At 39.4% G+C, this 25637-nt stretch carries 22 protein-coding genes; 8 read left to right on the top strand and 14 right to left on the bottom strand.

Annotation, left to right across the window (positions count from 1 at the left end):
* Positions 1–55: 55 nt before the first annotated feature.
* Both AC27JP_RS03405 and AC27JP_RS03410 read left to right on the top strand, forming a co-directional pair.
* Positions 56–2245 (top strand): adenosylcobalamin-dependent ribonucleoside-diphosphate reductase, encoded by a 2190-nt coding sequence (locus tag AC27JP_RS03405; RefSeq protein ID WP_487112073.1) that lies wholly within the window; start codon positions 56–58, stop codon positions 2243–2245.
* Between the two features lie 53 nt (positions 2246–2298).
* Complete coding sequence (locus AC27JP_RS03410; RefSeq protein ID WP_487113436.1) at positions 2299–2970, top strand: TSCPD domain-containing protein; 672 nt, start codon at positions 2299–2301, stop codon at positions 2968–2970.
* A gap of 164 nt (positions 2971–3134) precedes the next feature.
* On the opposite strand, the gene AC27JP_RS03415 is transcribed toward AC27JP_RS03410, so the two are convergent.
* The 10 genes from AC27JP_RS03415 to ffh form a co-directional block, all read right to left on the bottom strand.
* Positions 3135–3611: a thioredoxin family protein gene (locus AC27JP_RS03415; RefSeq protein ID WP_487112075.1), complete on the bottom strand. Its 477-nt coding sequence runs from the start codon at positions 3609–3611 to the stop codon at positions 3135–3137.
* A gap of 22 nt (positions 3612–3633) precedes the next feature.
* Positions 3634–4776, bottom strand: a complete 1143-nt coding sequence (gene tyrA, locus AC27JP_RS03420; protein WP_487112077.1) for a bifunctional chorismate mutase/prephenate dehydrogenase — start codon at positions 4774–4776, stop codon at positions 3634–3636.
* A 15-nt stretch (positions 4777–4791) separates the two neighbouring features.
* Positions 4792–5862: a 3-deoxy-7-phosphoheptulonate synthase gene (locus AC27JP_RS03425; RefSeq protein WP_487113437.1), complete on the bottom strand. Its 1071-nt coding sequence runs from the start codon at positions 5860–5862 to the stop codon at positions 4792–4794.
* A gap of 357 nt (positions 5863–6219) precedes the next feature.
* A complete protein-coding gene (gene acs, locus AC27JP_RS03430) occupies positions 6220–8163 on the bottom strand; it encodes an acetate--CoA ligase (protein WP_487112079.1) in 1944 nt (647 codons plus the stop codon).
* Between the two features lie 281 nt (positions 8164–8444).
* Entirely contained in the window at positions 8445–9080 is a 636-nt protein-coding gene (locus AC27JP_RS03435; RefSeq protein ID WP_487112081.1) for a PEP-CTERM sorting domain-containing protein, read from the bottom strand.
* Between the two features lie 312 nt (positions 9081–9392).
* Positions 9393–9746: a 50S ribosomal protein L19 gene (rplS, locus tag AC27JP_RS03440; RefSeq protein WP_487112083.1), complete on the bottom strand. Its 354-nt coding sequence runs from the start codon at positions 9744–9746 to the stop codon at positions 9393–9395.
* A 12-nt stretch (positions 9747–9758) separates the two neighbouring features.
* Positions 9759–10544: a tRNA (guanosine(37)-N1)-methyltransferase TrmD gene (gene trmD / locus AC27JP_RS03445; protein ID WP_487113439.1), complete on the bottom strand. Its 786-nt coding sequence runs from the start codon at positions 10542–10544 to the stop codon at positions 9759–9761.
* Positions 10545–10587: 43 nt separating this feature from the next.
* The gene (gene rimM, locus AC27JP_RS03450; RefSeq protein WP_487112085.1) at positions 10588–11118 is read right to left on the bottom strand and encodes a ribosome maturation factor RimM; all 531 of its coding nucleotides are present in this window, start codon (positions 11116–11118) and stop codon (positions 10588–10590) included.
* A 28-nt stretch (positions 11119–11146) separates the two neighbouring features.
* Positions 11147–11395: a 30S ribosomal protein S16 gene (rpsP, locus tag AC27JP_RS03455; protein ID WP_085298228.1), complete on the bottom strand. Its 249-nt coding sequence runs from the start codon at positions 11393–11395 to the stop codon at positions 11147–11149.
* A gap of 353 nt (positions 11396–11748) precedes the next feature.
* Positions 11749–13146: a signal recognition particle protein gene (gene ffh, locus AC27JP_RS03460; protein ID WP_487112087.1), complete on the bottom strand. Its 1398-nt coding sequence runs from the start codon at positions 13144–13146 to the stop codon at positions 11749–11751.
* A 208-nt stretch (positions 13147–13354) separates the two neighbouring features.
* Between ffh and AC27JP_RS03465 the strand changes: the two genes are divergently transcribed.
* The 3 genes from AC27JP_RS03465 to AC27JP_RS03475 all read left to right on the top strand — a co-directional run bounded on the left by AC27JP_RS03465 (position 13355) and on the right by AC27JP_RS03475 (position 16706).
* On the top strand, positions 13355–14437 hold the full coding sequence (locus AC27JP_RS03465; RefSeq protein ID WP_487112089.1) for an SO_0444 family Cu/Zn efflux transporter: 1083 nt from the start codon (positions 13355–13357) through the stop codon (positions 14435–14437).
* Between the two features lie 105 nt (positions 14438–14542).
* Positions 14543–15343 (top strand): cytochrome C assembly family protein, encoded by an 801-nt coding sequence (locus AC27JP_RS03470; protein ID WP_487112091.1) that lies wholly within the window; start codon positions 14543–14545, stop codon positions 15341–15343.
* 79 nt (positions 15344–15422) lie between these two features.
* The gene (locus tag AC27JP_RS03475; protein ID WP_487112093.1) at positions 15423–16706 is read left to right on the top strand and encodes an HlyC/CorC family transporter; all 1284 of its coding nucleotides are present in this window, start codon (positions 15423–15425) and stop codon (positions 16704–16706) included.
* Between the two features lie 822 nt (positions 16707–17528).
* Here AC27JP_RS03475 and AC27JP_RS03480 read toward each other — a convergent pair.
* Together AC27JP_RS03480 and gshA are read right to left on the bottom strand one after the other, a co-directional pair.
* The gene (locus AC27JP_RS03480) at positions 17529–18152 is read right to left on the bottom strand and encodes a transglycosylase SLT domain-containing protein (protein WP_487112095.1); all 624 of its coding nucleotides are present in this window, start codon (positions 18150–18152) and stop codon (positions 17529–17531) included.
* Between the two features lie 577 nt (positions 18153–18729).
* On the bottom strand, positions 18730–20298 hold the full coding sequence (gshA, locus tag AC27JP_RS03485) for a glutamate--cysteine ligase (protein ID WP_487112097.1): 1569 nt from the start codon (positions 20296–20298) through the stop codon (positions 18730–18732).
* 346 nt (positions 20299–20644) lie between these two features.
* Here gshA and AC27JP_RS03490 point away from each other — a divergent pair, with 346 nt between their 5' ends.
* Positions 20645–22003, top strand: coding sequence for a Na+/H+ antiporter NhaC family protein (locus AC27JP_RS03490; RefSeq protein WP_487112099.1), 1359 nt, complete (start codon positions 20645–20647; stop codon positions 22001–22003).
* Positions 22003–22707 carry a TIGR01621 family pseudouridine synthase gene (locus AC27JP_RS03495; protein ID WP_487112101.1) on the top strand — a complete coding sequence of 235 codons (705 nt, stop codon included), beginning with the start codon at positions 22003–22005 and terminating at the stop codon, positions 22705–22707. Before AC27JP_RS03490 ends, AC27JP_RS03495 begins: the two co-directional genes overlap by 1 nt.
* 262 nt (positions 22708–22969) lie before the next feature.
* Here the strand turns inward: AC27JP_RS03495 and AC27JP_RS03500 are convergent, their stop codons facing one another.
* Both AC27JP_RS03500 and AC27JP_RS03505 read right to left on the bottom strand, forming a co-directional pair.
* Positions 22970–24316: a sodium-dependent transporter gene (locus AC27JP_RS03500; protein ID WP_487112103.1), complete on the bottom strand. Its 1347-nt coding sequence runs from the start codon at positions 24314–24316 to the stop codon at positions 22970–22972.
* Between the two features lie 267 nt (positions 24317–24583).
* Complete coding sequence (locus AC27JP_RS03505) at positions 24584–25066, bottom strand: YajQ family cyclic di-GMP-binding protein (RefSeq protein ID WP_487112105.1); 483 nt, start codon at positions 25064–25066, stop codon at positions 24584–24586.
* Positions 25067–25273: 207 nt separating this feature from the next.
* On the opposite strand from AC27JP_RS03505, the gene AC27JP_RS03510 reads away from it, so the two are divergent.
* Entirely contained in the window at positions 25274–25633 is a 360-nt protein-coding gene (locus AC27JP_RS03510; protein WP_487112107.1) for a VanZ family protein, read from the top strand.
* Positions 25634–25637: the final 4 nt, after the last annotated feature.

Genomic DNA, 25637 nt, shown 5'->3' on the forward strand with positions numbered 1-25637 from the left:
TTAAAATTTTATATTATCGTTACTCTTTTCGACTAACAATAAATATGAAACTACTATGACTGAGCTTGAAATAAAATCAAAAAATGCCTCTGCAAAAAAAGCCTCAGAGCCGTTAAATTACGGCTTACCCTTACAAGCCGCTTCGCACGATATTTGGGATAAAAAGTATCGACTAAAAGACCGCCATGGTAACAACCAAGAAGCATCAGTAACTGACACCTTCACGCGCATTGCCAGCGCATTAGCCGCAATAGAAACTAAAGACCGCCAAAAATGGCAAAAGAAGTTTATTTGGGCGTTGCAGTCTGGTGCTTATCCAGCTGGACGTATTATCTCCAATGCCGGCGCTGAAAAATTTAAACCGGCAACGTCAACCATTAACTGCACGGTATCAGGCACCATTGAAGATTCAATGACAGGTATTCTCAGCCGCGTACATCAAGCAGGGTTAACCTTAAAAGCCGGCTGTGGCATTGGCTATGAGTTTTCAACGTTAAGGCCTAGCGGCGCTTATGTTGCCGGTGCAGGTGCAACGACATCAGGCCCAATGTCGTTTATGGATATTTACGACAAAATGTGTTTTACCGTTAGCTCAGCCGGCGGTCGACGCGGCGCACAAATGGGCGTGTTCGACATCTCTCATCCAGATGTTAAAGAGTTTATTTTAGCCAAACGTGAAGATGGCCGTTTACGGCAATTTAATTTATCGTTGTTGATCAGTGACGACTTTATCAATGCCGTTAAAAATAACCAAGACTGGCCGTTAAATTTTCCACTAACTCAAAAAGAAGTCGACTCAGACAATATCGACTTAACCGATAGCTCAGTGGTGTTATTTAAAGACAATCACTATCAAACTGATTTTATTAAAAGTCATGATTATATCCTAAATGAGCAAGGGCAAATCGCTTGTAAAATTTATAGCCGTATGCCAGCGCAACGACTTTGGGATATGATTATGAGCAACACCTTTGATTACGCAGAGCCTGGGTTTTTACTGATCGATCACGCCAATGAAATGAATAACAATTGGTTTTGTGAAAAGCTCCGTGCCAGCAACCCATGTGGTGAACAAATATTACCGCCACACGGCGCCTGCCTATTGGGCTCAATTAACTTAGTGAAATTTGTTCAGCAGCCATTTTCGGCACAAGCTGAATTTGATTGGGAAAAATTTAAGGAAGTCACCAAAGTTTTCACCCGTATGTTAGATAACGTAGTAGAAATAAATGGTTTGCCGTTGGAAGAGCAACGTTTAGAAATTCAAAATAAACGCCGCCATGGCATGGGCTATCTCGGCTTAGGCTCGGCGTTAACTATGCTAAAAATGCCGTACAATAGTCCTGAAGCAATCGCCTTTACCGAAGAAGTATCAAAAGTCTTAGCCATTACCGGTTGGCAAGAAGCTTTGACCTTGGCAAAAGAAAAGGGCCCGGCGCCAATACTGATGCAAAGCTTCACCGTTGACCAAGCCATGCTTAATAAGCGTCCTGAAATGGTCAAAGATGGCATTAAACTCGGTGATAGTATTAAAGGCTCGGTTTTACATGCTAAATACAGTCGTTATATGCAAAGAATTGCACAAGAACAACCTGAGTTAATTAAGCAATTGGCAAAAGTTGGCGCTCGATTTACTCACCATACTTCAATTGCACCTACGGGCACACTGGCACTCAGTTTAGGTAATAATGTTTCCAATGGCATAGAGCCAAGTTTCGCTCATGAATATCATCGCAATATTATTCGTGAAGGCAAAAAGTCGAAAGAGTCGGTTGCAGTTTCCAGTTATGAATTATTGGCTTATCGCGAAATGATTAACCCAAATGCCCAGCCATATGACAGCGAAGGTGATAATAAGCTGCCCGATTACTTTATTGTCAGCGACAGCATTAGCCCTGAAGAACATGTTGATATACAAGCAGCAGCGCAAGTTTGGATTGATTCTTCTATTTCAAAAACCATTAATATTCCAACAGATTTTGATTACGAAAAATTCAAAAATATTTACCTGTATGCCTACGATAAGGGCTTAAAAGGCTGTACGACGTTTCGTTTTAACCCAGAAGTTCATCAAGGAGTTCTAGTCAAAGAAACTGATTTAGAAAAAGTGGACTATGAATTTACCTTAGCTGATGGCAGCACTATCACCGCAAAAGGTAATGAAGAGATCCGTTACGACGGCGAAGTGCATACCGCGGCGAATTTACACGACGCCTTAAAAGAAGGCTACTACGGTAAGCTTTAAGCCAAGATCGCCAATGAGCCATATCATAAACGTAAATATTGGAAGAAACAGTGATGAAAGAAATTAGCCAAAATATTACTGCTGCAAAAGTAAAATCAAAGCCTGAGGTTGCAGTAACAGCCAAAAATGATCAGCACGAAACCATGAATTTAACCGAAAAAACCCAACGTCCCGAAATGTTGGTCGGTTCGACCTATAAAATAAAACCACCAGTGTCAGACCATGCCTTATATATTACCATTAACGATATTTTATTGAATCAAGGTACCGAGCAAGAAGTGAGACGGCCATTTGAAGTCTTTGTTAACTCGAAAAACATGGAATTCTATTCATGGATTGTTGCTCTTACGCGAGTAATTTCAGCGGTATTTCGCAAAGGTGGCGATTGCACATTTTTGGTTGAAGAATTAAAAGCAGTGTTTGATCCTAAAGGTGGTTATTACCAGCGTGGCACAGGTATTTTTATGCCCTCAGTGGTTGCTGATATTGGCCATGTTATAGAGACCCATTTAAAAACTCTAGACATGTTACCCAAAAGTGAAATTGATACCCATCAACAAGCTTACTTAAAACAAAAGCAGCAAGCGGCAATGAGTGAAGAAGAAAGCCATAACCTTAACTTTCCAGCCACGGCAAGCAGTTGTAATAAGTGTCATCAAAAATCAGTAGTCTTGCTCGATGGTTGTTCCACTTGCTTAAACTGTGGCGACTCAAAGTGCGGCTAAGAGTGTGACTATGAGTTCAGCGGCACTAAGATTGACAACACAACACCTCTGAGTAGCCGTTTAAATACAAAAAAATCGCACTGAGTTTTCTCATCTGCGATTTTTCTCTCTAAATTAACCTGAACTCGGGATAATGAGTTAATAGCGATAATTAGGTGAAATATTTACAGCATTGCTGAAATATCTGCCGCCAATGACACTTTAGGGCGTTCTATGATACGACCAATTTCTTTGTTGTTTTGGTAAACCACAAAGGTTGGAGTGTATTTAATATTATGACTTTTAGCGCCACCATTTGGTTCAGACTTTTCATAATCAAGGCCAATTAAACGATTTGATAGCGCGGTGTTTTCAGCAATTATCTTTAAAAATCGGGGCACCTCACGCTGACTGTCGTGACACCAAGTGCCAAAATAAACATCAACATGTAAATCATTTGGCCAAGCCTTAACGTCAACTAAATCACTTTCAGACAAGCTAAAAGCCTGATAACTTTGTTGAAAAGATTTATGCTTGGCGAATAACTTTGCTTGGCTGACTTCACCAATAGCCATCGATGCTTTTTCAATATGACTATTGGCACAGGCTGACAGCAAAGTTAACAGGGTAATACTTAATACAATAACGGCAAAAATTCTCATTTCGTTCCTTGTTAGGTGATAGTTAGTGTTTTTTTAATTGTTCAGCTTTTACTAACATGGCTTTACTCTCTTGCAAGAAAATATCAGCATAATCACCAAACCAATCAGCAACTTGCGAAAACATTGTAGTAAAGGCATCTTTATCATTTAATTGCACATCTTCTAGCAATTCTAGAAAACGATATGCGAAGCGCTTCATCATAGCAATGTTATCTTGATTGGCAAAAATAATATCAGTATAAAGTACTGGATCTTGTGCGAATAAACGCCCAACCATAATCAACTCTAAACGATAAATCGGTGAACTCATTTCCACTAACTGAGCAATATCAGCTCCCTCCGTCATTAAATGATAACCATAAGCAATGGTCGAGAAATGTCGCATCACTTGTACCATCGACATGGCTTGGTCGTGATCATGTGCCTCAACCGGGTAGATTTTTGCCCCCCAAACTTGAAATTGCTCCAATAGCCAATGATAGTGTTCAGGAAAACGGCCATCGCAAGCAATAATGGTTTGTTTTACTAAACCCGTAACATCTGGCCCAAACATTGGGTGTAAACCGAGTACAGGTCCCGAATGTATTTTCATCATTTCATATAGAGGCGACTCTTTAATACTGGTGATATCTGCCAGAATACAATCGTCAGGCAACTGGCTAAGCTTTTGAATGATCATTGCCGTTAAACGTATTGGTACAGCGACGATAACAAGGCTAGTATCAGCCAAAATACTAGCGCTATTTGGCCAATCAGCTTGCTCTAATACCTGCACTTGATAATTAGAACGAGTAAATAAATCGACAAAAATACTGCCTAATTGCCCTTGCCCACCAATGACCACAACCTTTTTACAATCTGGCTTCACACAGCGATAGCCACTGGCATCTTGACTAAGATAAGAGTCTTGCATTAAGCGTCGCAAAATATCTTCAATTAGCTCTGGCGAAAGACCGGCTTCAATGGCTTGTTGACGACGCACTTTAAGTAACTTGGCTTCGCGATCAGGCGCAAAAATAGGCATGCCGACTTCACTTTTCAATAAACCAACCTTAGTGGTAACCGCACGGCGTTTAGCTAATAACGCCACCAATTGGCTATCAATATCATCAATTTCATCACGTAATACCCCTAGTTGCTGATCAAATGTAGATTTATCGCTCATTATTATTATGTCGTCCTAGTTAATCCGTTGCTTTAATGCTAATTCAAGCTTATTACTTGCGGCGGAAATAAGTTCTTCAGTGGTGGCAAAATCAATACAGGCATCGGTAACAGAAACGCCATAGTCAAGTTGCTCAAACGGTAATTCAGCACTTTGATTTCCTGCCTTTATATTACTCTCTAACATAATACCTATGATAGATTTATTGCCTTCACAAATTTGATTGAAAACATTATCTGCCACTAAAGGCTGACGACGATAGTCTTTATTAGAATTACCGTGCGAGCAATCAACAACTATTCCCGGAACTAAGCCCTGCTTGGCAAGTTCTTGCTCGCATAATGCAACATTCACCGAGTCATAGTTAGGTTGTTTACCGCCACGTAAAATGACATGGCCGTCAGGATTGCCTGAAGTTTTAATTAGCGCGACTTGGCCCTGACGGTTGATACCCATAAAACGATGCGATGATGCAGCTGACTGTAATGCATTAATCGCTACATCTAAACCACCATTAGTACCATTTTTAAAGCCTATCGGCATTGATAAACCACTGGCCATTTCACGATGGGTTTGCGATTCTGTGGTACGTGCACCAATAGCCGACCAGCTAAACAGCTCTGCCAAATATTGTGGACTAATAGGGTCGAGGGCTTCGGTCGCTAATGGTAAACCCAGCTCGGTTAAGTAGATGAGTAATTCACGCGCTTTACGTAAACCACTTTCAACATCAAATGAACCATTCATGTCAGGGTCGTTAATCAGGCCCTTCCAACCAACTGTGGTACGCGGCTTTTCAAAGTAAACCCGCATCACTATGTACATACTGCCTTGATACTTATCATGCAGTGTTTTTAATTGTCGAGCATAAGCTTTGGCGGCTTCAACATCATGTACCGAACAAGGGCCAGTGATCACTAGTAAGCGATGGTCTTTTTTATGGATAATATTGGCAATGATATTTCGCGCCTCTTTAACAAAAACTCGACCTGTTTCCGATAAAGGTAGCTCTTCACGCAACGCCTCGGGCGTTATTAATATTTCCTCGGCATTAACGTGAATATCGTTAAGTCTGCTCTTAGGCACAGCTGTTTGTGCTGAGGCAGTTAAAGTATGTTCTGACATGATGCTTTCCTGAATATAGAGTAATAAATATAGTATTTTTTAATAAGTTTTCTGCTGTTTAGCAGTTATCTTCTACCGCTAAGATAGGTGCTAGGCGAACGACTAGCTAAAGTATGGAAGGTAATAATATCGATAGTGCAGATGGTGCATTTGTTAAAGATTCCATATGTAAATTAAACTTTACTGATTTTGTACCAAATATCTTACACCGATAATTTACTGACGTATAGCCCCTATGGTTAAATTTTTGCCATAAAAAAAGCGCCACATGGCGCTTTTTACCTCCATCACTGATGAAAGTGAATCTATGGCATTAACTTAACTATGCACAATACGGTTACTTACCAGATGTTCAACCACGGCAGGCTCTGCTAAAGTCGACGTGTCACCTAAAGTGTCTAAATCATTTTCAGCAATTTTACGTAAAATACGACGCATTATTTTACCCGAACGGGTTTTTGGTAGCCCAGGTGCATATTGAATATAATCAGGCTTAGCGAATCGTCCTAATTCTTTAGCGACAAACTCCGTCAATTCCGTTAACAATTCATCTGACTCAGTGGCACTGCTCATTAGCGTAACGTAAGCATAAACCCCTTGGCCCTTAATTTCATGTGGATAACCCACAACTGCCGCTTCAGCAACCGCAGGGTGCAATACTAAGGCACTTTCTATTTCAGCCGTACCTAAGCGATGACCTGAAACATTAAGTACATCATCAACACGGCCAGTGATCCAGTAAAAGCCATCTTCATCACGTTTTGCACCATCGCCGGTAAAATAATTACCTGGGTATTGGCTTAAATAGGTTTGATAAAAGCGGTCATGATCACCATAAACGGAGCGTAATTGCCCTGGCCAACTGCCAGTCATCATCAATAGACCCTGATTCTCGCCTTCAAGGGTATTGCCATCTTTATCAAATAGTGCCGGTTTAACGCCAAAAAATGGCTTTCCTGCAGCGCCAGGCTTCATATCAACAGCACCCGGTAGTGAAGTAATTAAAATACCACCAGTTTCGGTTTGCCACCAGGTATCAACAATTGGACAGTTACTTTTTCCGATCACTTCATAATACCAGTGCCACGCTTCAGGATTAATCGGCTCACCTACGGTACCCAGTATTCTAAGTGATGAAAGATCCGCTTTTTCTACATAACTATCGCCGACACTCATCAGTGCACGGATAGCGGTTGGTGCGGTATAAAATACATTCACTTGGTGTTTATCACAAACTTGCCAAAATCGGCCGGCATCAGGGTAAGTCGGTACACCTTCAAAAACCAGTGTCGTGGCACCATTAGCTAATGGGCCGTAAAAAATATAAGAGTGGCCAGTGATCCAACCCGCATCAGCGGTACACCAATAAATTTCACCGTCTTTATAATCGAAAACATATTTATGGGTCATGGCAGCGTAAAGCGAATAGCCACCACAGGTATGTAGCACCCCTTTAGGCGTCCCCGTAGAGCCCGAAGTATAAAGAATAAATAATGGATCTTCAGCATCCATTACTTCTGGCTCACAGGCCGCCGGAAGCTTAGCAATTTCTTGTCGATAGTTGACATCAATTTTATCGTTCCATGCAACATCACCACCGGTGCGCTGTACAACAATAACAGAATGTACATTCGGGCATTCAATGATCGCGGCATCAACATTGGCTTTTAGAGGAATGACACGGCCACCACGTAGGCTTTCATCAGCAGTAATCACCACTTGGCAGTCGGCATCAGCAACACGGGCTCGAATTGACTCGGTAGAAAAACCGCCAAAAACAACCGAATGTACGGCGCCAATGCGAGCACAAGCTAGCATGGCATAACCAACCTCAGGGATCATTGGCATGTAAATACAAACCCGATCACCTTTTTTAACGCCACGAACTTTTAACAAGTTAGCAAAACGACAAACATGATCATGCAATTCTTGATAGGTAATGTTCTTGGCTTCACTTGGGTCGTCACCTTCCCAAATTATCGCAGTATCGTTCGCTTTATTGACAAGGTGGCGATCAATACAGTTATAACTGACATTTAATTTACCACCAGCAAACCACTTAATATCGGCAGATTTAAGATCAACATCAGTGACACTATCCCAAGGCTTATACCAATCGAGGAACTTATCAGCTTGCTCTGCCCAAAATGTTTCGGGTTGTTCAATCGATTGCTTGTACATTGCATCATAAGTCGCTGAATCAATGTAAGTGTGAGCTTTTGCCTGCTCGAGTACTGGATAACGGCTTTTCAATTCTTGCATGCTTAATCCTTGATTTCCTAATATCTAATGACTTGTTGATAGGCAAAGCTATTGCTTCGCTCAACTATTGCTCTATTTTTAAGTTACCAACATCATAGCCTAAGTTTCAACATTGGAATACACCACTAAAGTCGAATATTAATGAATTATTTATATCAATTTAATGTAATGATTGCATAACCATAGCATGCAAAAAGAAAATTGACAACGCTGTCATTCTAGCTTTCAGCAATAAAAAAGCCTCAGTTTATTTTGAGGCTTTTTATAACGCATATGATGCATTAGTTGTTATTTTTTCGCAAACTAAAAAAGCATAACATCAAAGCTAACATGCCCAGCGTTGCTGGTTCAGGAAGATCGACAGGGGCGACTACCGGAAGTGCTTCTCGATAAGTAAAAAATGATTGAATACTTTTCCCACTAGGCGTTCTAATATAATCACCTAATGACACGACTCCAATAGTCTGGCTTTTACTATAATAAGCCATATATTGCTCGTAATTAGCACCAACTTGATCACTAGTAAAACCTTTAACACCATAAAAGTTAGAGCCTAAACTCATAGACTCGCCTAACATGGTTAGATCATTCACTAAATCAATGAAAACAGTTTCGGGAGAACTATAATATGCGTAGCCTGAGCCGGGATTTGCTATTCCGTAATCAACATTTATTTCACCAGTAAGATCAAAATGGCTAAATAAATCACTCACCTTGTCACTACTTGCAAACATCCAACTGTCATCTAGCACAGCTAAATAGTCTTGATATTCACTTAAACTCATTGAGCGGGTAAATGATAAATCGAGCCACTCATAATTACTTTCAGAATCATAAGTTATACCACCTATAACACCAGAATAATCACGTTCAATTAACGAAGCGAATACCGGATTAGCCATGACGAAAGAAGTCATTATTAGCTGTAAACAAAAGAGATAGCGCATTAATGGAATTCCTCTAACTAGTTATTATTATTAAATAAATTTATATATATAAGAAATGACTATTCCATTAACATTTCACTTACAAATCTACACACATTTTGTTACATAAGCAATGAATTTTTCAATAATATGAAAATTTTTATCTTTATTAACATGGCTTTATAATCTGGTATTACCACATTGTAAAGCTTAATTTTATATGCAACGCACACAAAAAAACCTGTGTGGTTGCCCACACAGGTTTTTCTCAAGCTTTTAAGGAATCTTCTAATTAAAGAAAGATTATCTTTTTGCCAACTTCTCTTTGATACGTGCAGAACGACCTGAACGCTCACGAAGATAGTAAAGCTTAGCTTGACGTACATCACCGCGACGTTTGACTTCAATTGAGTCAACGATTGGGCTATGTGTCTGGAATACACGTTCAACACCAACACCGTTCGAAATTTTACGAACAGTGAATGCAGAATTGATGCCGCGGTTTTTAACAGCGATAACAACACCTTCAAATGCTTGAAGACGTGATTTATCACCTTCTGTAACTTTTACTTGTACCACAACAGTATCACCTGGTGCATATGCCGGTACATCTTGCTTCATTTGCTCAGCTTCAAGCTGTTTAATAATATTACTCATAATACCTTCTTCCTAGGGTTCACAGTCATCAACAGTATTTTTATTATCAGCTTTTATGGCTGTTAACATTTTTTGCTGTTCCGCTGTCAGAGCTAGGTTAGTTAATAATTCTGGTCTTCTAGTCCATGTTCTTTCTAAAGACTGATATTGGCGCCATTGCCTTACATGTTCGTGATTACCACTTAATAGCACTTTAGGTACGGACAGTGTTTCGTTTTCTGAAACTTCCATTACCTCTGGCCTAGTGTAATGTGGACAATCTAATAAACCGTCAGAAAATGAATCCTGTTCAGCTGACTGTTGATGTCCTAATACTCCGGGCACAAAGCGTGCTACGGCATCGATTACGTTCATAGCAGGTAGTTCCCCACCACTTAACACGTAATCTCCGACCGACCATTCTTCATCTATTTCAGATGTAATTAATCGCTCGTCTATACCTTCATAACGTCCTGCGATAAATATCAAGCCATTATGTTGTGATAATTCGCGTACACCAGCTTGGTCCAATTTTCGTCCTTGCGGCGACAAATAAATTACCTTAGCTTTGACACCTTCAAGTTCTGCAGCTTTTCTTGCAGCTTGAATCGCATCACGTAACGGTTGTACCATCATAAGCATGCCAGGGCCGCCGCCGTAAGGTCGGTCGTCCACTGTGCGATGTTTATCATGAGTAAAGTCTCTTGGGTTCCACTTGTGGAACTCAATTAAGCCATTACGAATCGCTCGGCCTGTCACCCCATACTCAGTAATTGCTTCAAACATTTCGGGAAAAAGGCTTATCACCCCTATCCACAATTTCTTATTGCTAAGATCGTTTGTTGATACACACTTACTCAAGTTAGAAACCTGGGTCCCAGTCAACACAAATTTGTTTATTTTCTTTACTAACAGAAAGAATAACTTGGTCCATTAAGTAAGGAATTAACCTTTCTTTTTTACCAAAGCCATCTTTTAAATTAGCTTTCACAACCAGTACATCGTTAGCGCCAGTCTCCATAATATCGGAAACCTGACCTAGGTCGTAACCTTTGTCGGTAACAACTGTCATGCCTAAAAGGTCGCGCCAATAAAAATCGCCATCAGGCAATTCCGCTAGCACGTCTTCGTTAACAAATATTTCTGATCCTACAAGCTTTTGAGCTATGTCACGATCATCAATACCAGCAACTTTAACAACAAGACCATTGTTATGTTTACGCCAATCGGTAATTTCTACTGATTGTATGTTATTCCCTAATTTTAACGACCAAGGGAAATAGTCGAGTATGGCTTCTTGATCATCTGTGAATGAATGAATCTTCAACCAACCTTTGATACCGTAAACTGCGCCTACTTTACCTAAGGTGACTTCTTTACCAATAACTTCCACAAATAACTCCTAAAACCTACCAGATTAATTAAGCTGCTTTTTGAGCATCTTTAACTAATTTGGCCACACGATCAGATACAGTTGCACCTTGACCAACCCAATGGTTGATACGGTCTAGGTCTAAGCGTAATGCTTCTGCTTGACCTTGCGCTGTAGGGTTGAAGAAACCAACTTTCTCGATGAAACGACCATCGCGAGAGTTACGGCTATCTGCAACAACAACCTGATAGAATGGACGCTTCTTAGCGCCGCCACGAGCTAAACGAATGGTAACCATATCGTCCTCTATTAATTTAAGTGTTAAAACGAATTTTCCAGACATTTCCTATCGACCAAGCGACAGAAAAGCTCGCGTATTCTACGCTTTTTGACCAACAAATCAACCTTATTAACTCTCGTTATGATAAATTATTTGATATTAGCGTTTTTTCATTAGCTTATTTTTTCATCGCATAGAGATTAGATATAAAGCTTCCCTCAATATGGATTAACCAACTAACCTCTGCACGGGTATCGCTGGTTGAGTAAGCTTATATTTAGTTACGTTTACCGGGGGATTCTTAATTAACAACCATTAAAAAAGCAGCTGAAGCTGCTTTTTTAATTGATAACTTTGTATAGCTCACTGGCTTAGCGGCCAAACATACCGCCGCCCATTCCGCCACCGCCCATGCCGCCACCTGGAGGCATCATGCCTTTCATTGAACGCATCATTTTCTTCATGCCGCCCTTGCCAGACATTTTTTTCATCATTTTTTGCATTTGAGTAAATTGTTTCAACAATTTATTTACATCTTGAATTTGCGTACCCGAGCCTGCCGCGATACGACGTTTGCGTGAGCCTTTGATAATATCAGGTCGTTGACGTTCTGCTGGGGTCATGGAATTAATCATAGCCTCCATGCGAATGGTGACTTTATCATCCATCTGACCTTTCACTTGTTCAGACATATTGCCCATACCAGGTAACTTGTCCATTAAGCCCATCATGCCACCCATGCTTTTCATTTGCACAAGTTGGTCGCGAAAATCTTCTAAATCAAAACCTTTACCGCTTTTAACTTTCTTCGCTAACTTCTCGGCTTGCTTGCGATCAACCTTTTGCTCAACTTCTTCGATTAAAGAGAGCACATCGCCCATACCCAATATACGCGAAGCGATGCGGTCTGGATGAAACGGCTCTAATGCCTCAATTTTTTCACCGACCCCCATAAACTTAATCGGTTTGCCAGTAATGTGGCGAATAGATAAGGCAGCACCACCACGAGCATCACCGTCGGTTTTTGTTAAAATAACACCGGTTAATGGTAAAGCGTCATTAAATGCCTTTGCGGTATTCGCGGCATCTTGACCTGTCATAGCATCGACAGTAAATAGTGTTTCAATTGGGTTAATTGCGGAATGCAGCTCTTGAATTTCCGCCATCATGTCACCGTCAATATGTAAACGACCGGCGGTATCAACAATTAGCACATCAAAGAAGTTTTTCTTAGCGTGATCAATTGCGGCATTAGCAATATCAATTGGCTTTTGTTTAATATCACTTGGGAAAAAGCCAACATTAATTTCGTTCGCTAAGGTTTCTAGCTGCTTTATGGCGGCGGGACGATAAACATCGGCACTGACCACTAATACTTTTTTCTTTTCACGTTCCGTTAAAAATTTCGCTAATTTTGCAACTGAGGTGGTTTTACCCGCACCTTGTAAACCCGCCATTAACACAACAGCCGGAGGAGTTGCTTTTAAATCAAGCGCCTCATTAACCTCCCCCATCGCCGTTTCGAGTTCTTTTTGCACTATTTTTACGAACACTTGTCCTGGCGTTAAACTTTTCGAGACGTCTTGGCCAACAGCGCTTTCTTTTACTTTGGCAATGAATTCACGAATAACCGGCAAAGCCACGTCAGCTTCTAACAATGCCATTCTGACTTCACGTAAAGTATCTTTGATATTGTCTTCAGTTAGGCGGCCACGACCACTGATATTTTTTAGTGTTTTCGTTAAACGATCGGAAAGATTTTCAAACATGGATGACTCTAGTAATAGCTTAGCGCGAATAATTGTCTCTATTATACCCGTACAAATAATTAGCGAAAGTAGAAGTTATGTTTTTAAGATAATGACATTATTTAATAAAGCAATAGTAAAGAAAGCAAAAAAGCGGGTATACAGATCAATATTCAATAAAAAAACTATGATAAACTGCTGTTAATTACGTCACTTTTTTGGAATAAACGTGAGTACCTTGGTTCTATTTTTTGACAATTTATTACAACTCAGCGCTGAAGCAAGCCCTTGGTTAATACTTGGCTTATTGATAGCCGGTTTAATGAAAGCTTGGGTGCCCAGCAAAATTTTGAGTCGTCATTTGGGGCATGGTAATAAAGCCATTGTAAAAGCCGCTTTAATTGGCGCACCATTACCTTTGTGCTCTTGCGGCGTTATTCCTGTGGCAACAGAACTACGTCGTTCAGGTGCCTCAGCGCCAGCCACTTCGGCATTTTTAGTCGCCACGCCTGAAACCGGTGTTGATTCAGTTTCAGTTTCTTACGCTTTATTAGGGCCAGTTTTAGCGATTTACCGCCCCATTACTGCAATACTATCAGCAATATTTACCGGCATATTAGTAGCATCAGTTAACAATGATGAAAAGCTACCTACTCGTAAGGCTAATACAACTAGCTGCTGTGCAAGCAAAGCGGTAGAAAAAGCGCCAGAACAAGCAGAGCAAGAAACAACATCATGTTGTGCGAATAAAGTAGAAGAAAAAAACACTTCACTGATAGCGAAAACCACGGCGGGGATTCGTTATAGTGCCACACAGCTAATCGATGATTTGATAAAATGGTTACTTGTTGGACTATTGTTTGCCACCATAGTACGAACTTTTGTTCCGGCTTCGTTTTTACTGAGCTACGGCAGTGGTCTCGGCGCGATGTTAGTGATGATCGCCATGTCGATACCTATGTACATTTGTGCAACCGCCTCAACACCTATCGCTGCGGGCTTTATTTTGGCCGGTATTTCCCCAGGTACCGCTCTAGTATTTATGATGGCAGGCCCAGCAACAAATATCTCGACGTTAGGGGTGATAAAAAATGAAATGGGCTCTGCCGTATTAATTAAATATTTGCTTGGCATTGCCATTTCAGCGATTGCTTTTGGATTGCTATTAGATTGGGGGCTAGGTTATTTTATGATAGATATTAGCCAACAAATGCAGCATAGCCACGAACTACTGCCTTACTGGTTTGGTTTAGCGTGTACAGGGTTGTTAGTATTTTTATCAATAAAACCTTTACGTAAACGTTTTATATAAAGTTAATCTTAGTTGTGGAGTCTGGCTTTTATTCTGCTAGAATCCAGCAATAACTAGCTATGTTAGTTAACTTATGGACAGTTTTTAATTTTTTCGGAGCTTTTTGTGGAATTTTCAAGTATCAGTTCATTTACTGCCTTTGTCTGTTATAGCATCGCAACATTATCCATTTTATCCCGACTATTTCACCCGAAAGGGCCAAATTTGGTCATTACTTTAATTTTTGCCTGCTTAGCGATTATTTTCCATGCCTTAAGCAATAGTCATTTTTTATTGTCAGCAAACCACTTAAACTTTTCATTGCCGAACGTGGTATCACTGGTAAGTTTGATTATTACTTTAGTGATTTCAACCGTCGCTTTGCGTTTTAAAGTCAACTTACTGTTACCGGTTATTTACGGCTTTGCCGGCCTTTGGCAACTAGGTATGATATTTATGTCGCCAATTGGCAATATGGAAATTGTCGCTGATAAGTTAGCGGTATTAAGCCATGTTACCTTAGCCTTAATCGCTTATTGTATACTGGTTATCGCCACTTTATATGCCTTTCAAGTGGCCTATATTAATATGAAACTTAAAAGTAAGAATTTACAAGCCGTCAACCAACTACCACCACTGATGCAAGTAGAGCGACAACTCTTTAGTATTTTGTTAGTTGGCAGTGTGTGTTTGTTTGCAAGCCAAGTGCTAGGCTTTGTATTTCTCGATGGTATGATTTCAAAAGAAAATGCCCATAAAACTATTTTATCTCTACTTGCCTGTAGCCTATATTTTATTACGTTATGGGGACACTTCAAACAAGGTTGGCGCGGCCAACGCGTGCTATTTTTAACGGTAATTGCGACATTCATTTTAACTTTGGCCTATTTTGGCAGCCGATTTGTGAAAGAGTTTCTCTTATTATAAATTTTAAGGTATAAGTTACTTTATTACAGTTAATTGTCGCCATTTAGCGACTTAGTTCAATTTAAATAAGGCCCCCTTTTTGGATAATATCTCAACAGATATGCTATTTGTCATTCTTGGCATACTAATTTTCATATCTGCTTACTTTTCTGGCTCTGAAACCGGCATGATGTCTATTAATCGTTATCGATTAAAGCACTTGGAAAAGCAGAGTCATCGTGGTGCTAAACGCGTAAGTAAACTACTTGCTAAACCCGATAAGCTTATTGGTTTGATCCTTATAGGCAATAACCTAGTTAATATCTTTGCTACATTGATCACCGGGATAATAGCTCAGCGCCTTTACGGTGATACTGGTGTTTTCTATGCCGGTTTATTATTAACATTAGTGATCTTAATTTTTGCCGAGATCACACCGAAAACGTTAGCTGCCCTTTATCCTGAAAAAGTTGCGTTCCCAAGTTCATTAATCTTAACGCTATTGTTAAAACTGCTCTTACCGATAGTGGTTGCCGTAAACTGGATCACTAATGGCATTTTAGCAATGCTAGGTATTAGCTCTGAGCAACGTGAGCAACATAGTTTAAGCTCAGAAGAATTACGCACAGTTGTTAATGAATCATCTGCGATGTTGGAATCGCGTGATCAAGACATGCTTGTCGGCATTTTGGATTTAGAAAAAGTCACCGTTGAAGATATCATGATCCCACGCAATGAATTGGTAGGTATTGATATCAATGAAGATTGGAAGCGTATTCAAAAACAGCTGACACAATCAAATCACACTCGTGTTTTGTTATATCGAGACAATATTGATGATGTCGTTGGTTACGTTCATATGCGTGATGCCTTGCGATTAGTCTCTAAAAGCCAATTTACTAAAGCAACACTGCTACGCGCGGTACGTGAGCTTTATTTCATACCTGAAGGCACACCGCTCAATGTTCAATTACTTAAGTTTCAACGAGCAAAAGAGCGCTTGGGGCTTGTTGTTGATGAATATGGTGATATTCAAGGCCTAGTGACACTAGAAGACATTCTTGAAGAAATTGTCGGTGATTTCACCACCACAATGACGCCAACAACCAGTGATGAAGTTAATATTCAGCCTGATGGCAGTTATTTGGTTGATGGCAGCGCGACAGTGCGGGATGTAAATAAGGAAATGACTTGGAACTTCCCCACCGATGGCCCTAAAACAATCAATGGCCTAATTTTAGAATATTTAGAAGATATTCCCGAAGCAAACTTAAGTGTTCGCATTTCTGGCTATCCACTCGAAATTATCGAAGTAAAAGATAATATGATCAAAACCGTTAGGATCTTACCCGACCTTTACGACGGCGAAACCTCAGAAGCGTAATACAGAATAAGCACTGGAAATTAGCAGTAAATTTTCCGTGCTTTCTGCTAGCCATAAAAATAATTTCACAGCAGAAGTTCAGCAACACGCATTAGAAAGATCTTAAGCCTTTTTTAAGATCTTTACCGGTAATACAGCACCAGCTCAGCCACTAAAGCTATTAGATAGTGCAAGCTCACCATTATATTCAATGCCCCTTATTTATTCCATATAACCTCATAGTTAGTCTATTTTGTGGATAGAACATTAATCATTGAAAGTTAATAACAAAGTTATACACAGGTTTAGATCTAAGGATCAAGTTTCCACAATTTCTGTGGATAACAAATGCAAGCCCTATCGGTACTAGGCTTTGTATTTTGCAAACAATTTTTCGCAAAAATATGAAGTTTTTTTATAAATAATTTTTGACTATTTTCTAGCCCTTACCACCACTAGAATTGCTTAAAAATAATACAAAAACTCACTCATTTGGCAGGAAGTATGCAGTGATTATTTATTAGCCGCGAAAATATAATCGCCGCAAAAATCCGGTGCCTTTATTAATACGAAAGCAAACAAAATCGCAAAAATAGCTCATTGCGAGAACTGATATACTTTTCAGCGCAATCTCAAAAAGATGATAGTTTTAGTAACCGGAATATTAACACTTCATATAGGTAGATGATAAGAAAGCACCACTCTCATGGCATTTAGGGTGATAGCAAAGAATTGCAGTGGCTTGAAAAATAGAGTTAGTACTATCATAGTGACATAACTCTATTTGAACATTATATTTTCATTTGTTGTAATTAAAATCTAAGCACTGATTCTTTCAGTCGACTAGCCGCCAAAAAACAAACGCCACAACCAACCATGGTCCAATTCTTCTTCGCAGCTTTTTAATTGGCTACCATAACGTTTCGCGCGATTATCGACTTTACGAGCAACTTTTACTAGCCAAGCCTTCTTCTTATAGGTTTTGCGCTTAAAGCCGCCCCAACCCTCATGATAATTGAGATATTGGCTGTATGCGTCCCATTTAGAAACTTTATTAATTTTTTGAGTTTTAAAAATGAACCATCCCATAAAATCAATGGCATCTTCAAAATCATCACGATCCGCACCAGAATTATCTGTTTCTCTAATGTAATCATCCCAAGTCATGGTTTTAGCTTGTGAATATCCGTAGGCCGTACTCACTCGTCCCCACGGAATAAAGCCAAGTAAATAATCTCTTGGTGGCAAGGCGTCAGCTTTAAATGAGCTTTCTTGGTACATCATGCTCATTGGCACATGAATAGGGACACCCCAACGTTCTCTGGCATCTTTAGCTGCAAAGTACCAATCACGATGCTCTCTAAATATTTCACACAAATTTTCAGGGTTTTTCGGTGGACTGGTCGCACAGCTTGATAATGTTAAGCAGGCAAGCATTGAAATAAGCAGTGTTTTATAAAATGTCATGAACACGAGGAATTAGTTTTTGATGATAATATCATGCCAGAATAATTAAAAATTTGCAGGTAAATGTCGCAATTTATTACACTTTCACAAAATTTTTTTATTTAACTGTGTTTGCGGACGCACGGCAGCAAAGAGTTTTATATAAGGATATTTACTTTCACTATAAATAAAGCAAACTTTTTTGAACCAATTCAATTTTACCCACTCTTAGTTAATGAGAGAGTTTTTCCCCTATAGTGTTTTTATGTTATAGCGCATTTATTTTATGATAAATGTGCTTTTTTTTGCCTAAAATTCTCAATTCGTTTTTCTACGAATAGATGTTAGCTTTAGAGATAAGCAAATCAAACACTCTAATTAGCTGTTTAAATTAGCTTTTTAAGAAAAGAAAAAATAAAGCAAATAAAAGCGAACAAAAAATGAACTATTAAAAATAAACGTTGTCGAATACTTTGAAAGCAAAACCTCCCTGGACTGCTTTCTTATTATTTGCAGCGCGTTGCCCTAACGCGCTTTTTTTTGTCCGTCTCTTATGAAATGAATTAGTGACATTAACTAGAGCAAAGAATATAGGGTTTTACGCAAAGTAGTCGCTTATAAAAGTATCAAAATCAACCGTGTCTGCCATTTCTATTTCGCTCTGTTTATTGAGTGAATCAGTGACAGTATCAGCAAAATATTGCTCACTGAACTCTTGATAATCATTGGCAAGCAATTGTTTTTTATAGTCAACACCATTACTTAACGCGATTTGAGTTAGTGATTGATTTTCATTAACCACCTTAGCCAGTATTTGTGCTGAAGGGGTCAATTCAGGGTTATTAATCTTTTCAGATTCTGTTGCTAATGCTTGACGGTACAAGTGACTGTTGTTTGCTTGATCTAATAAGTTCGCAACATCGGCTAATTTGGCAAAAATTTCCGTACCCCATTGAGCGATAGATTTATCAGTCGTATGGTCTTGTATTAACAATTGTGGATCGCGCCCTCGTACCACAACTGCGTCCATATTTTTCTCACAGGTCGCTTGTTCACTACAGGTTAATTCAGGGCTGGATTCAAACAAGCAAAAGGTTAGAAAAATATCTAAAAATCGAATTTGTTCTACGCTAATCCCGGTAGCAGAAAAAGGATTTACATCTAACGCTCTAACTTCAATGTACTCAACGCCTCTATTCTTAAGAGCTTCTGAGGGTTTCTCATTTGGTTTAGCGACACATTTAGGTCTAACAGGTGCGTATAATTCATTTTCAATTTGCAAAACATTACTGTTTAGTTGCTGATATTTACCATCAACTTTAATACCGATTTCTGCAAACTTATTCGACGGCAAATTTATCGCATTTCTGACCCCATCTAAATAACCAGAAAGGTTGTTATAACAAATTTGTAGTGATGACTGCTCACTGTTGGTATACCCCAAATCACTCATCCGTAAAGACGTTGCATATTCAAGATACATATAACCTTTTTCGGTTTTTTTAAATGGTAAGTTCGTGGCTTTATTTTGCAAAAATGAACCACAAATTGCAGGGGAACTACCGTACAAATAAGGAATTAACCAGCAGAAGCGTTTATAGTTTCTTAACAGCGCAAAATATTTTTCTGAAATATAATCATCAAGCGGCGCTTGGTTTTTTTCAATGGTTTGCAACGATTGCCAAAAACTTTTAGGAAAAGAAAAATTAAAATGAATGCCGGAAATCACCTGCATCATGCTGCCATAACGATTTTTCAAGCCTTGTCGATAGACAGTTTTCATTTTACCAATATTCGATTTGCCATATTGCGCCAAAGGGATTTTATCATCGTCTTCAACAAAACACGGCATACTCATTGGCCATAAAACTTCACCATCAAGCTGGCTCAAGGTGTACTTTTGCACATCTTCAAGTTGTGCTATTGCCGTTTCAGGAGCATAACTTACTGGGGTAATAAATTCCAATAAGGTTTCAGAATAGTCTGTAGTTATATTAGGGTGTGTTAGTGCCGATCCTAATTTTTCACTATGCGCACGTTCAGATAATCGTCCCTGAGGTAGCACTCTCAGTGCTTCACGTTCTATACCACGACCAATTTTGCTTAAAGAGGTTAAATGTTCTTCATAACTAAAAGCTGCGATATATTCGTTTAATGATAATGTCAAAATAATTCCTGATGCGATACGCCAGTTAGTAAGAGCTATTTAAGGGTGAAAGTTAATTTTTCAATGTCTACAATGATTTATTATTATGTAAATATGCGCTAGGTCAAACAAATAAAGTATAAGCAAACATGTCAAAATAGTGTAATTCAGCTATAAAACCATCGTGGCCTTAGCGAAATAATACATCACACTTCACTTTAAAATATCTGCGCCACAATAATGACCTGAAAGAATTGATAAATATTTCTTTGCTCTTTACCCTGAACTTCATTTATTTACCGGCATATTCAGTTTCTTATTGACCTAGCTTACGGTAAAGTGAGCAAAAAAATAATAAAGGTTTGCTATGCAAGACAGCATTTTTAGTTTACTTCCCCCCCTTGTTGCTATCATCATTGCTATTTGGCGAAAAAATGCTCTGTTCGCCTTATTATGTGGTGTAATGCTATGTCATTTAATGATAGTAAACGGCAACCCGATAGACGGTTTATCCGGGACATTTTTTGGCATTGGTGATGTATTCTCATCTCTTGGCAATGTTTATATTATTAGCTTTAGTTTATTGATCGGAGCATTGGTCACTTTAATGAACCAATCGGGTGCTGTGAACGGCTTTATCAATCACTTAGCATCATTAAATTTAGTGAAAAATAGTCGCCAAGCAAGCATATTACCGACCGTTATTGGTACGACTATTTTTACTGATACCAACCTCAGTATGTTTACGGCCGGCATGGCGAGCCAAAAATTATTTGATCATCACAAATTAAGCCGAGCACGGCTGGCCTACTTAGTTGACTCAACTTGTGCCCCTGTTAGTATTTTATTTTTGATTAATGGCTGGGGGGCATACGTACTTGGCTTACTCGATGGCTATTCATTTGATGATCCGGTCGGAATTCTAATAGGCACAATAGGCTACAATGTTTACGCAATAATTGCCGTAGTCATGGCTTATTACACCGCCTTTAGTGGCAAAGTGTTTGGCCCAATGAAAGATGCAGAGTCACTCGTCAATACAGAAAATAAAACAACTGTTGATCAAATCGCGCCAGCCAAAATAATGTGGCTACCTATGTTAGCACTACTAATTGGCACTTTTGTGTTACTTTGGTTTACTGGCGATGGTGATATTCGCCGCGGCTCAGGCGCTTTTTCAGTATTTTGGTCAGTAATCGCTGCTCTGATTATCTTGGTGATATTAGTGGCAGCCCACAAGCTAATGTCATTTAATAATATAATTAAAGCCGCCTTTAGCGGCATTAAACATATGTCACCTGTGGTTGCGATATTAGTACTATCTTTTGCCTTTGGTGATGCAATAAAAGCACTTGGAACAGGGCTTTACGTTAGCCAATTGATCAATGTTGAAGTGCCATTGTTTTTAATGGCGCCTATTCTATTTATTGCTGCCGCTATTATGGCCTTTGCGACCGGTACATCTTGGGGCACCTTTGCCATATTAATCCCTATTGCAGTACCTATTGCTCAGCAAAGTGGTTTACCAATAGAGTTTTTAGTGGCTGCAGTGCTTGGCGGTGGTATTTTTGGTGACCATGCCTCACCCATTTCTGACACCACAGTGGTTGCATCAATCGCCAGTGGTTGTGATCACTTCGAACACGTAAAAACCCAACTACCTTATGCTTTAGTCGGCGCGGTACTCACCATAGTGGCTTATATCGCCATTGGCTTAAACTTTTAATGTCAAATATGGCTATTAAAGTTATCGACCACCAAGAAGACTTTCTCGTGGTCGAAAAACCTGCAAATATTAATTTTCATGACGAGGATGAGCCTGGTTATGGTTTTTACTCTCAAGTTAAGCGTTTTGCGACAGAGCAATTAAACCTAGTAACGCTTTATCCAGTACATAGATTAGATAAAATGACCTCTGGCCTAATGATATTTGCTAAAAATATTAACAGTGCCAGAGCGTTTCAGCAGTTATTTGAACAACATCAAATAGAAAAATTTTATCTCGCCATTGCTGACGGTAAACCAAAAAAGAAACAAGGCCTGATTAAAGGCGATATGGAGAAAAGTCGTCGAGGTATGTGGAAGCTAGTACGAACACTAAACAATCCTGCCATTAGCCAATTCCTATCTTTTAGTATTGCTCCGAAAAGGCGCTTGTATCTAGTCAAACCTCATTCAGGAAAAACCCATCAAATTCGAGTCGCGTTAAACAGTGTTGGCGTGCCTATTTTAGGTGACCCTTTATATAATACCAATAGTGATAGCGATCGCGGTTATTTGCACGCCTTCGCTTTGGCATTCTATTTCAACAATCAGCACTACCGGTATTGCCATGCCCCAAGCCAAGGTAATGAGTTCTTAACAACATCAAGTATCCATGCTATCGAAAAAATCACACCACCTTGGCAGCAATCTTGGCCAAAAATTTAATATTTACAAGTTAACCTTAACAAATGGCTCAAGCACGCCCTTAAGCGTCGACATATTTGGAGATACTAATGTCGTGATACCATGAATGGCATTGAGCGAGCATACATCGGCGATATTGCCTGCAAGGGTGTAAATTATAAGGGTAATGTGTGGAGCATTTACCGAGAAGCACTAATACCTTGAAAGACTGGACGTTTGGAAGAGGCCTGTATAGAAAAAGGGAGCCAATGGCTCCCTGTTACGACAATAACAATCGATGCTCTTACAATGAATGCCAGAACACAATACCAATCGCAGTTGGACAAACAAATTTAGTGTACCAAGGCCAAATTTTCCAAAATAATGAATGCTCAACCATATCATTACCTTCTCTTAGCTCAGTCAAAATATCATTGCGAAACCAAATCCAACCGACAAAAATACAACACAACATAGCAATGATAGGTTGACCATATTGCGTTGCCAGAATCGCAACAAAATCAAGCATAAAACTAATATTGGCAATAATGATGGCACTGAGCACAAAAATACCGATGCCAATATAGGTGGTGACTTTTTTACGTTCAATATTATGGCGCTCAACGGCAAATGATACTGGCCCTTCAAGCATGGAGATTGACGATGTTAATGCCGCAACCGACATCAGAATAAAGAAGGCAAATGCAACATATAAACCTATGCTACCCATACTATTAAACAGGCTAGGTAAAACGGCAAAAACTAAACTCGAACCGGAAATTAAGCTGCCATCTTCAGCAAAAATAGCCACCCCTTGTGCCTGTGCAACGTACATGGCCGGAATAATTAACAAACCAGCTAAAAAGGCGATTGAAACATCAATTAAGGTTACTTGCGCCCCTAAAGTGACTAAGTTTTCCTTTTTCGAAATATATGAACCGTATATCACCATAACACTGGTGCCTAACGACAACGAAAAGAACGCTTGCCCTAGGGCGCTAATCAATAAATCAGGTTCCAATACGCGGCTAATATCTGGGTTTAAGTAAGCATTAACGCCTTCTCTTGCGCCTTTCAAAGTCATGACATAGGAAATTAACCCCAGCAGCAAAAAGATCAACAACGGCATTAAGCGTTTTGACCATTTCTCAATCCCTTCTTCAACACCACGGCGAATGATGAAAATGGTTAAGAACATAAATAAGGCACAGAATAATAAATTGCGCTGTAATGATTGCGTGATCACCCAATCAGCGGCTGAGTCCATGCCGAGCATACGTGCAAATGGTTCAACGGCATAAGACATCATCCAACCAGCTAAAATACCGTAAAAACTTAAAATTAACGCCGCACAAATAATACCGCCAAAACCGACAACAAAGGCAAACCGCTTATGAAAAAGCGTGCGAGAAATTTTTTGTAATGACGTCACAGCATTCGCTTGGCCATATCGACCAATCAGCAACTCAGCCATAAAAGCGGGGTATGCTAAACAAAATGCGAGCACAAGATAGACCAGCACGAAAGCAGCCCCACCATTACTCGCTGTTTGGGTGGGAAAGCCCCATATATTGCCTAATCCTACTGCAGAGCCTGCAGCAGCCATGATAAAACCTATGCGTGAACTAAACGCACCTCTCGAAGCAGCCATCTAAAACCATCTTATTATTATTGGGATGAAGCTTAATCTACTTAAACTACTGACAAAAAAACAGCGTTTATTGCGAAAAATCTTCTCGTAGGGCAGTTTTGGAGAAATTCTAACCGTAAAGATTTAATTACTGCCGAAATTACAGGCAAGGTAATGTGCGAAAACAATAACTTTATTGCCCCACCACAAAGATCAAAAAAAGAGGCACTAAGCCTCTTTTCAAATTAGTCAGCCATCACATAACAGCATCATAAATAGCGCAGAAAACTAATCTCTAAAGTTATTAAATTGAAATGACTGCTCTAGTTCAGCTTCTCGCACTAACTTCATCACCGCTTGTAAGTCATCACGCTTCTTGCCAGTAACACGCACTTGCTCACCTTGAATGGACGCTTGCACTTTTAATTTGCTGTCTTTAATCAACTTAACCACTTTTTTTGCAACGGGTTGCTCTATACCTTCTTTAAAGGTTACCACTTGGCTAAAATTTCGCCCTGAACTTTCAATGCTACCTAAGGTTAAAGCTTTGGCATCAATATTTCTTTTTGCTAATTGAGCTCGCAACATATCTGCCATTTGCTTTAAGCGACTATCAGCATCACCTTTCATGGTCACGGCTGGACTTTTCCAGGTAAAACTAGCGTCTACACCACGAAAATCAAAACGTGTGGATAACTCGCGAGTCGCATTGTCAGTAGCGTTTCTAACTTCTTCCAAATTTATTTCGGAAACAATATCCATTGAAGGCATAATAAATCTCATTCTTGCAAAAATTAGCGATATATTATCAATTTCTGTTTGCAATACCAATATTCATCGGCACAAATTAGTCCGCAACACTATTCGTCATGCCCAAAATAGGCGAATTCAACAACCGAAGATAGATAGTTTTACTCATTTAGCCCTGCTATGATAAAGCTCACTTAAAGCTAGCAAAATATAACAGCCTACAATTTAATGAAAAGTCGCTATCATTTATCAATTCTCGCTCTAATTATCGCACTGTTTTTTGCTCTTTATTTTAGCTCAAACGATTTTCAACGCCTCGTTTTTCGCAGTACAGAAATTGACTCTATTGGCCACATTATCAGTTTTTTCATTCTCACTTGGGTGCTGCACAGCATTTTAAAACTGCCACTGATTAATACTATGCTAACGGTTGCTTTTTATGGGGCATTAACTGAGCTTGGGCAATATTATTTAGGCTTTAGAAACGGTGAGTTTAATGATTTTTTCTCTGATCTCATCGGTATTACCTTATTTGGTATTATTAGGTGGTCAATTCTGATGTATCGAAATCGTTCAAGTATTCGGTAACCAC

The sequence above is a fragment of the Colwellia sp. SU-HH01172 genome (genome assembly GCF_057553355.1).

Excerpts from the sequence above, each read along its gene's own strand:
- rplS (WP_487112083.1), bottom strand. The coding sequence starts at position 9,746 with ATGAGTAATATTATTAAACAGCTTGAAGCTGAGCAAATGAAGCAAGAT.
- AC27JP_RS03405 (WP_487112073.1), top strand. The coding sequence starts at position 56 with ATGACTGAGCTTGAAATAAAATCAAAAAATGCCTCTGCAAAAAAAGCC.
- AC27JP_RS03490 (WP_487112099.1), top strand. The coding sequence starts at position 20,645 with ATGCAAGACAGCATTTTTAGTTTACTTCCCCCCCTTGTTGCTATCATC.
- rpsP (WP_085298228.1), bottom strand. The coding sequence starts at position 11,395 with ATGGTTACCATTCGTTTAGCTCGTGGCGGCGCTAAGAAGCGTCCATTC.
- ffh (WP_487112087.1), bottom strand. The coding sequence starts at position 13,146 with ATGTTTGAAAATCTTTCCGATCGTTTAACGAAAACACTAAAAAATATC.
- AC27JP_RS03500 (WP_487112103.1), bottom strand. The coding sequence starts at position 24,316 with ATGGCTGCTTCGAGAGGTGCGTTTAGTTCACGCATAGGTTTTATCATG.
- AC27JP_RS03415 (WP_487112075.1), bottom strand. The coding sequence starts at position 3,611 with ATGAGAATTTTTGCCGTTATTGTATTAAGTATTACCCTGTTAACTTTG.
- AC27JP_RS03505 (WP_487112105.1), bottom strand. The coding sequence starts at position 25,066 with ATGCCTTCAATGGATATTGTTTCCGAAATAAATTTGGAAGAAGTTAGA.
- AC27JP_RS03435 (WP_487112081.1), bottom strand. The coding sequence starts at position 9,080 with ATGACTTCTTTCGTCATGGCTAATCCGGTATTCGCTTCGTTAATTGAA.
- AC27JP_RS03410 (WP_487113436.1), top strand. The coding sequence starts at position 2,299 with ATGAAAGAAATTAGCCAAAATATTACTGCTGCAAAAGTAAAATCAAAG.
- AC27JP_RS03480 (WP_487112095.1), bottom strand. The coding sequence starts at position 18,152 with ATGACATTTTATAAAACACTGCTTATTTCAATGCTTGCCTGCTTAACA.
- AC27JP_RS03510 (WP_487112107.1), top strand. The coding sequence starts at position 25,274 with ATGAAAAGTCGCTATCATTTATCAATTCTCGCTCTAATTATCGCACTG.
- acs (WP_487112079.1), bottom strand. The coding sequence starts at position 8,163 with ATGCAAGAATTGAAAAGCCGTTATCCAGTACTCGAGCAGGCAAAAGCT.
- tyrA (WP_487112077.1), bottom strand. The coding sequence starts at position 4,776 with ATGAGCGATAAATCTACATTTGATCAGCAACTAGGGGTATTACGTGAT.
- AC27JP_RS03495 (WP_487112101.1), top strand. The coding sequence starts at position 22,003 with ATGTCAAATATGGCTATTAAAGTTATCGACCACCAAGAAGACTTTCTC.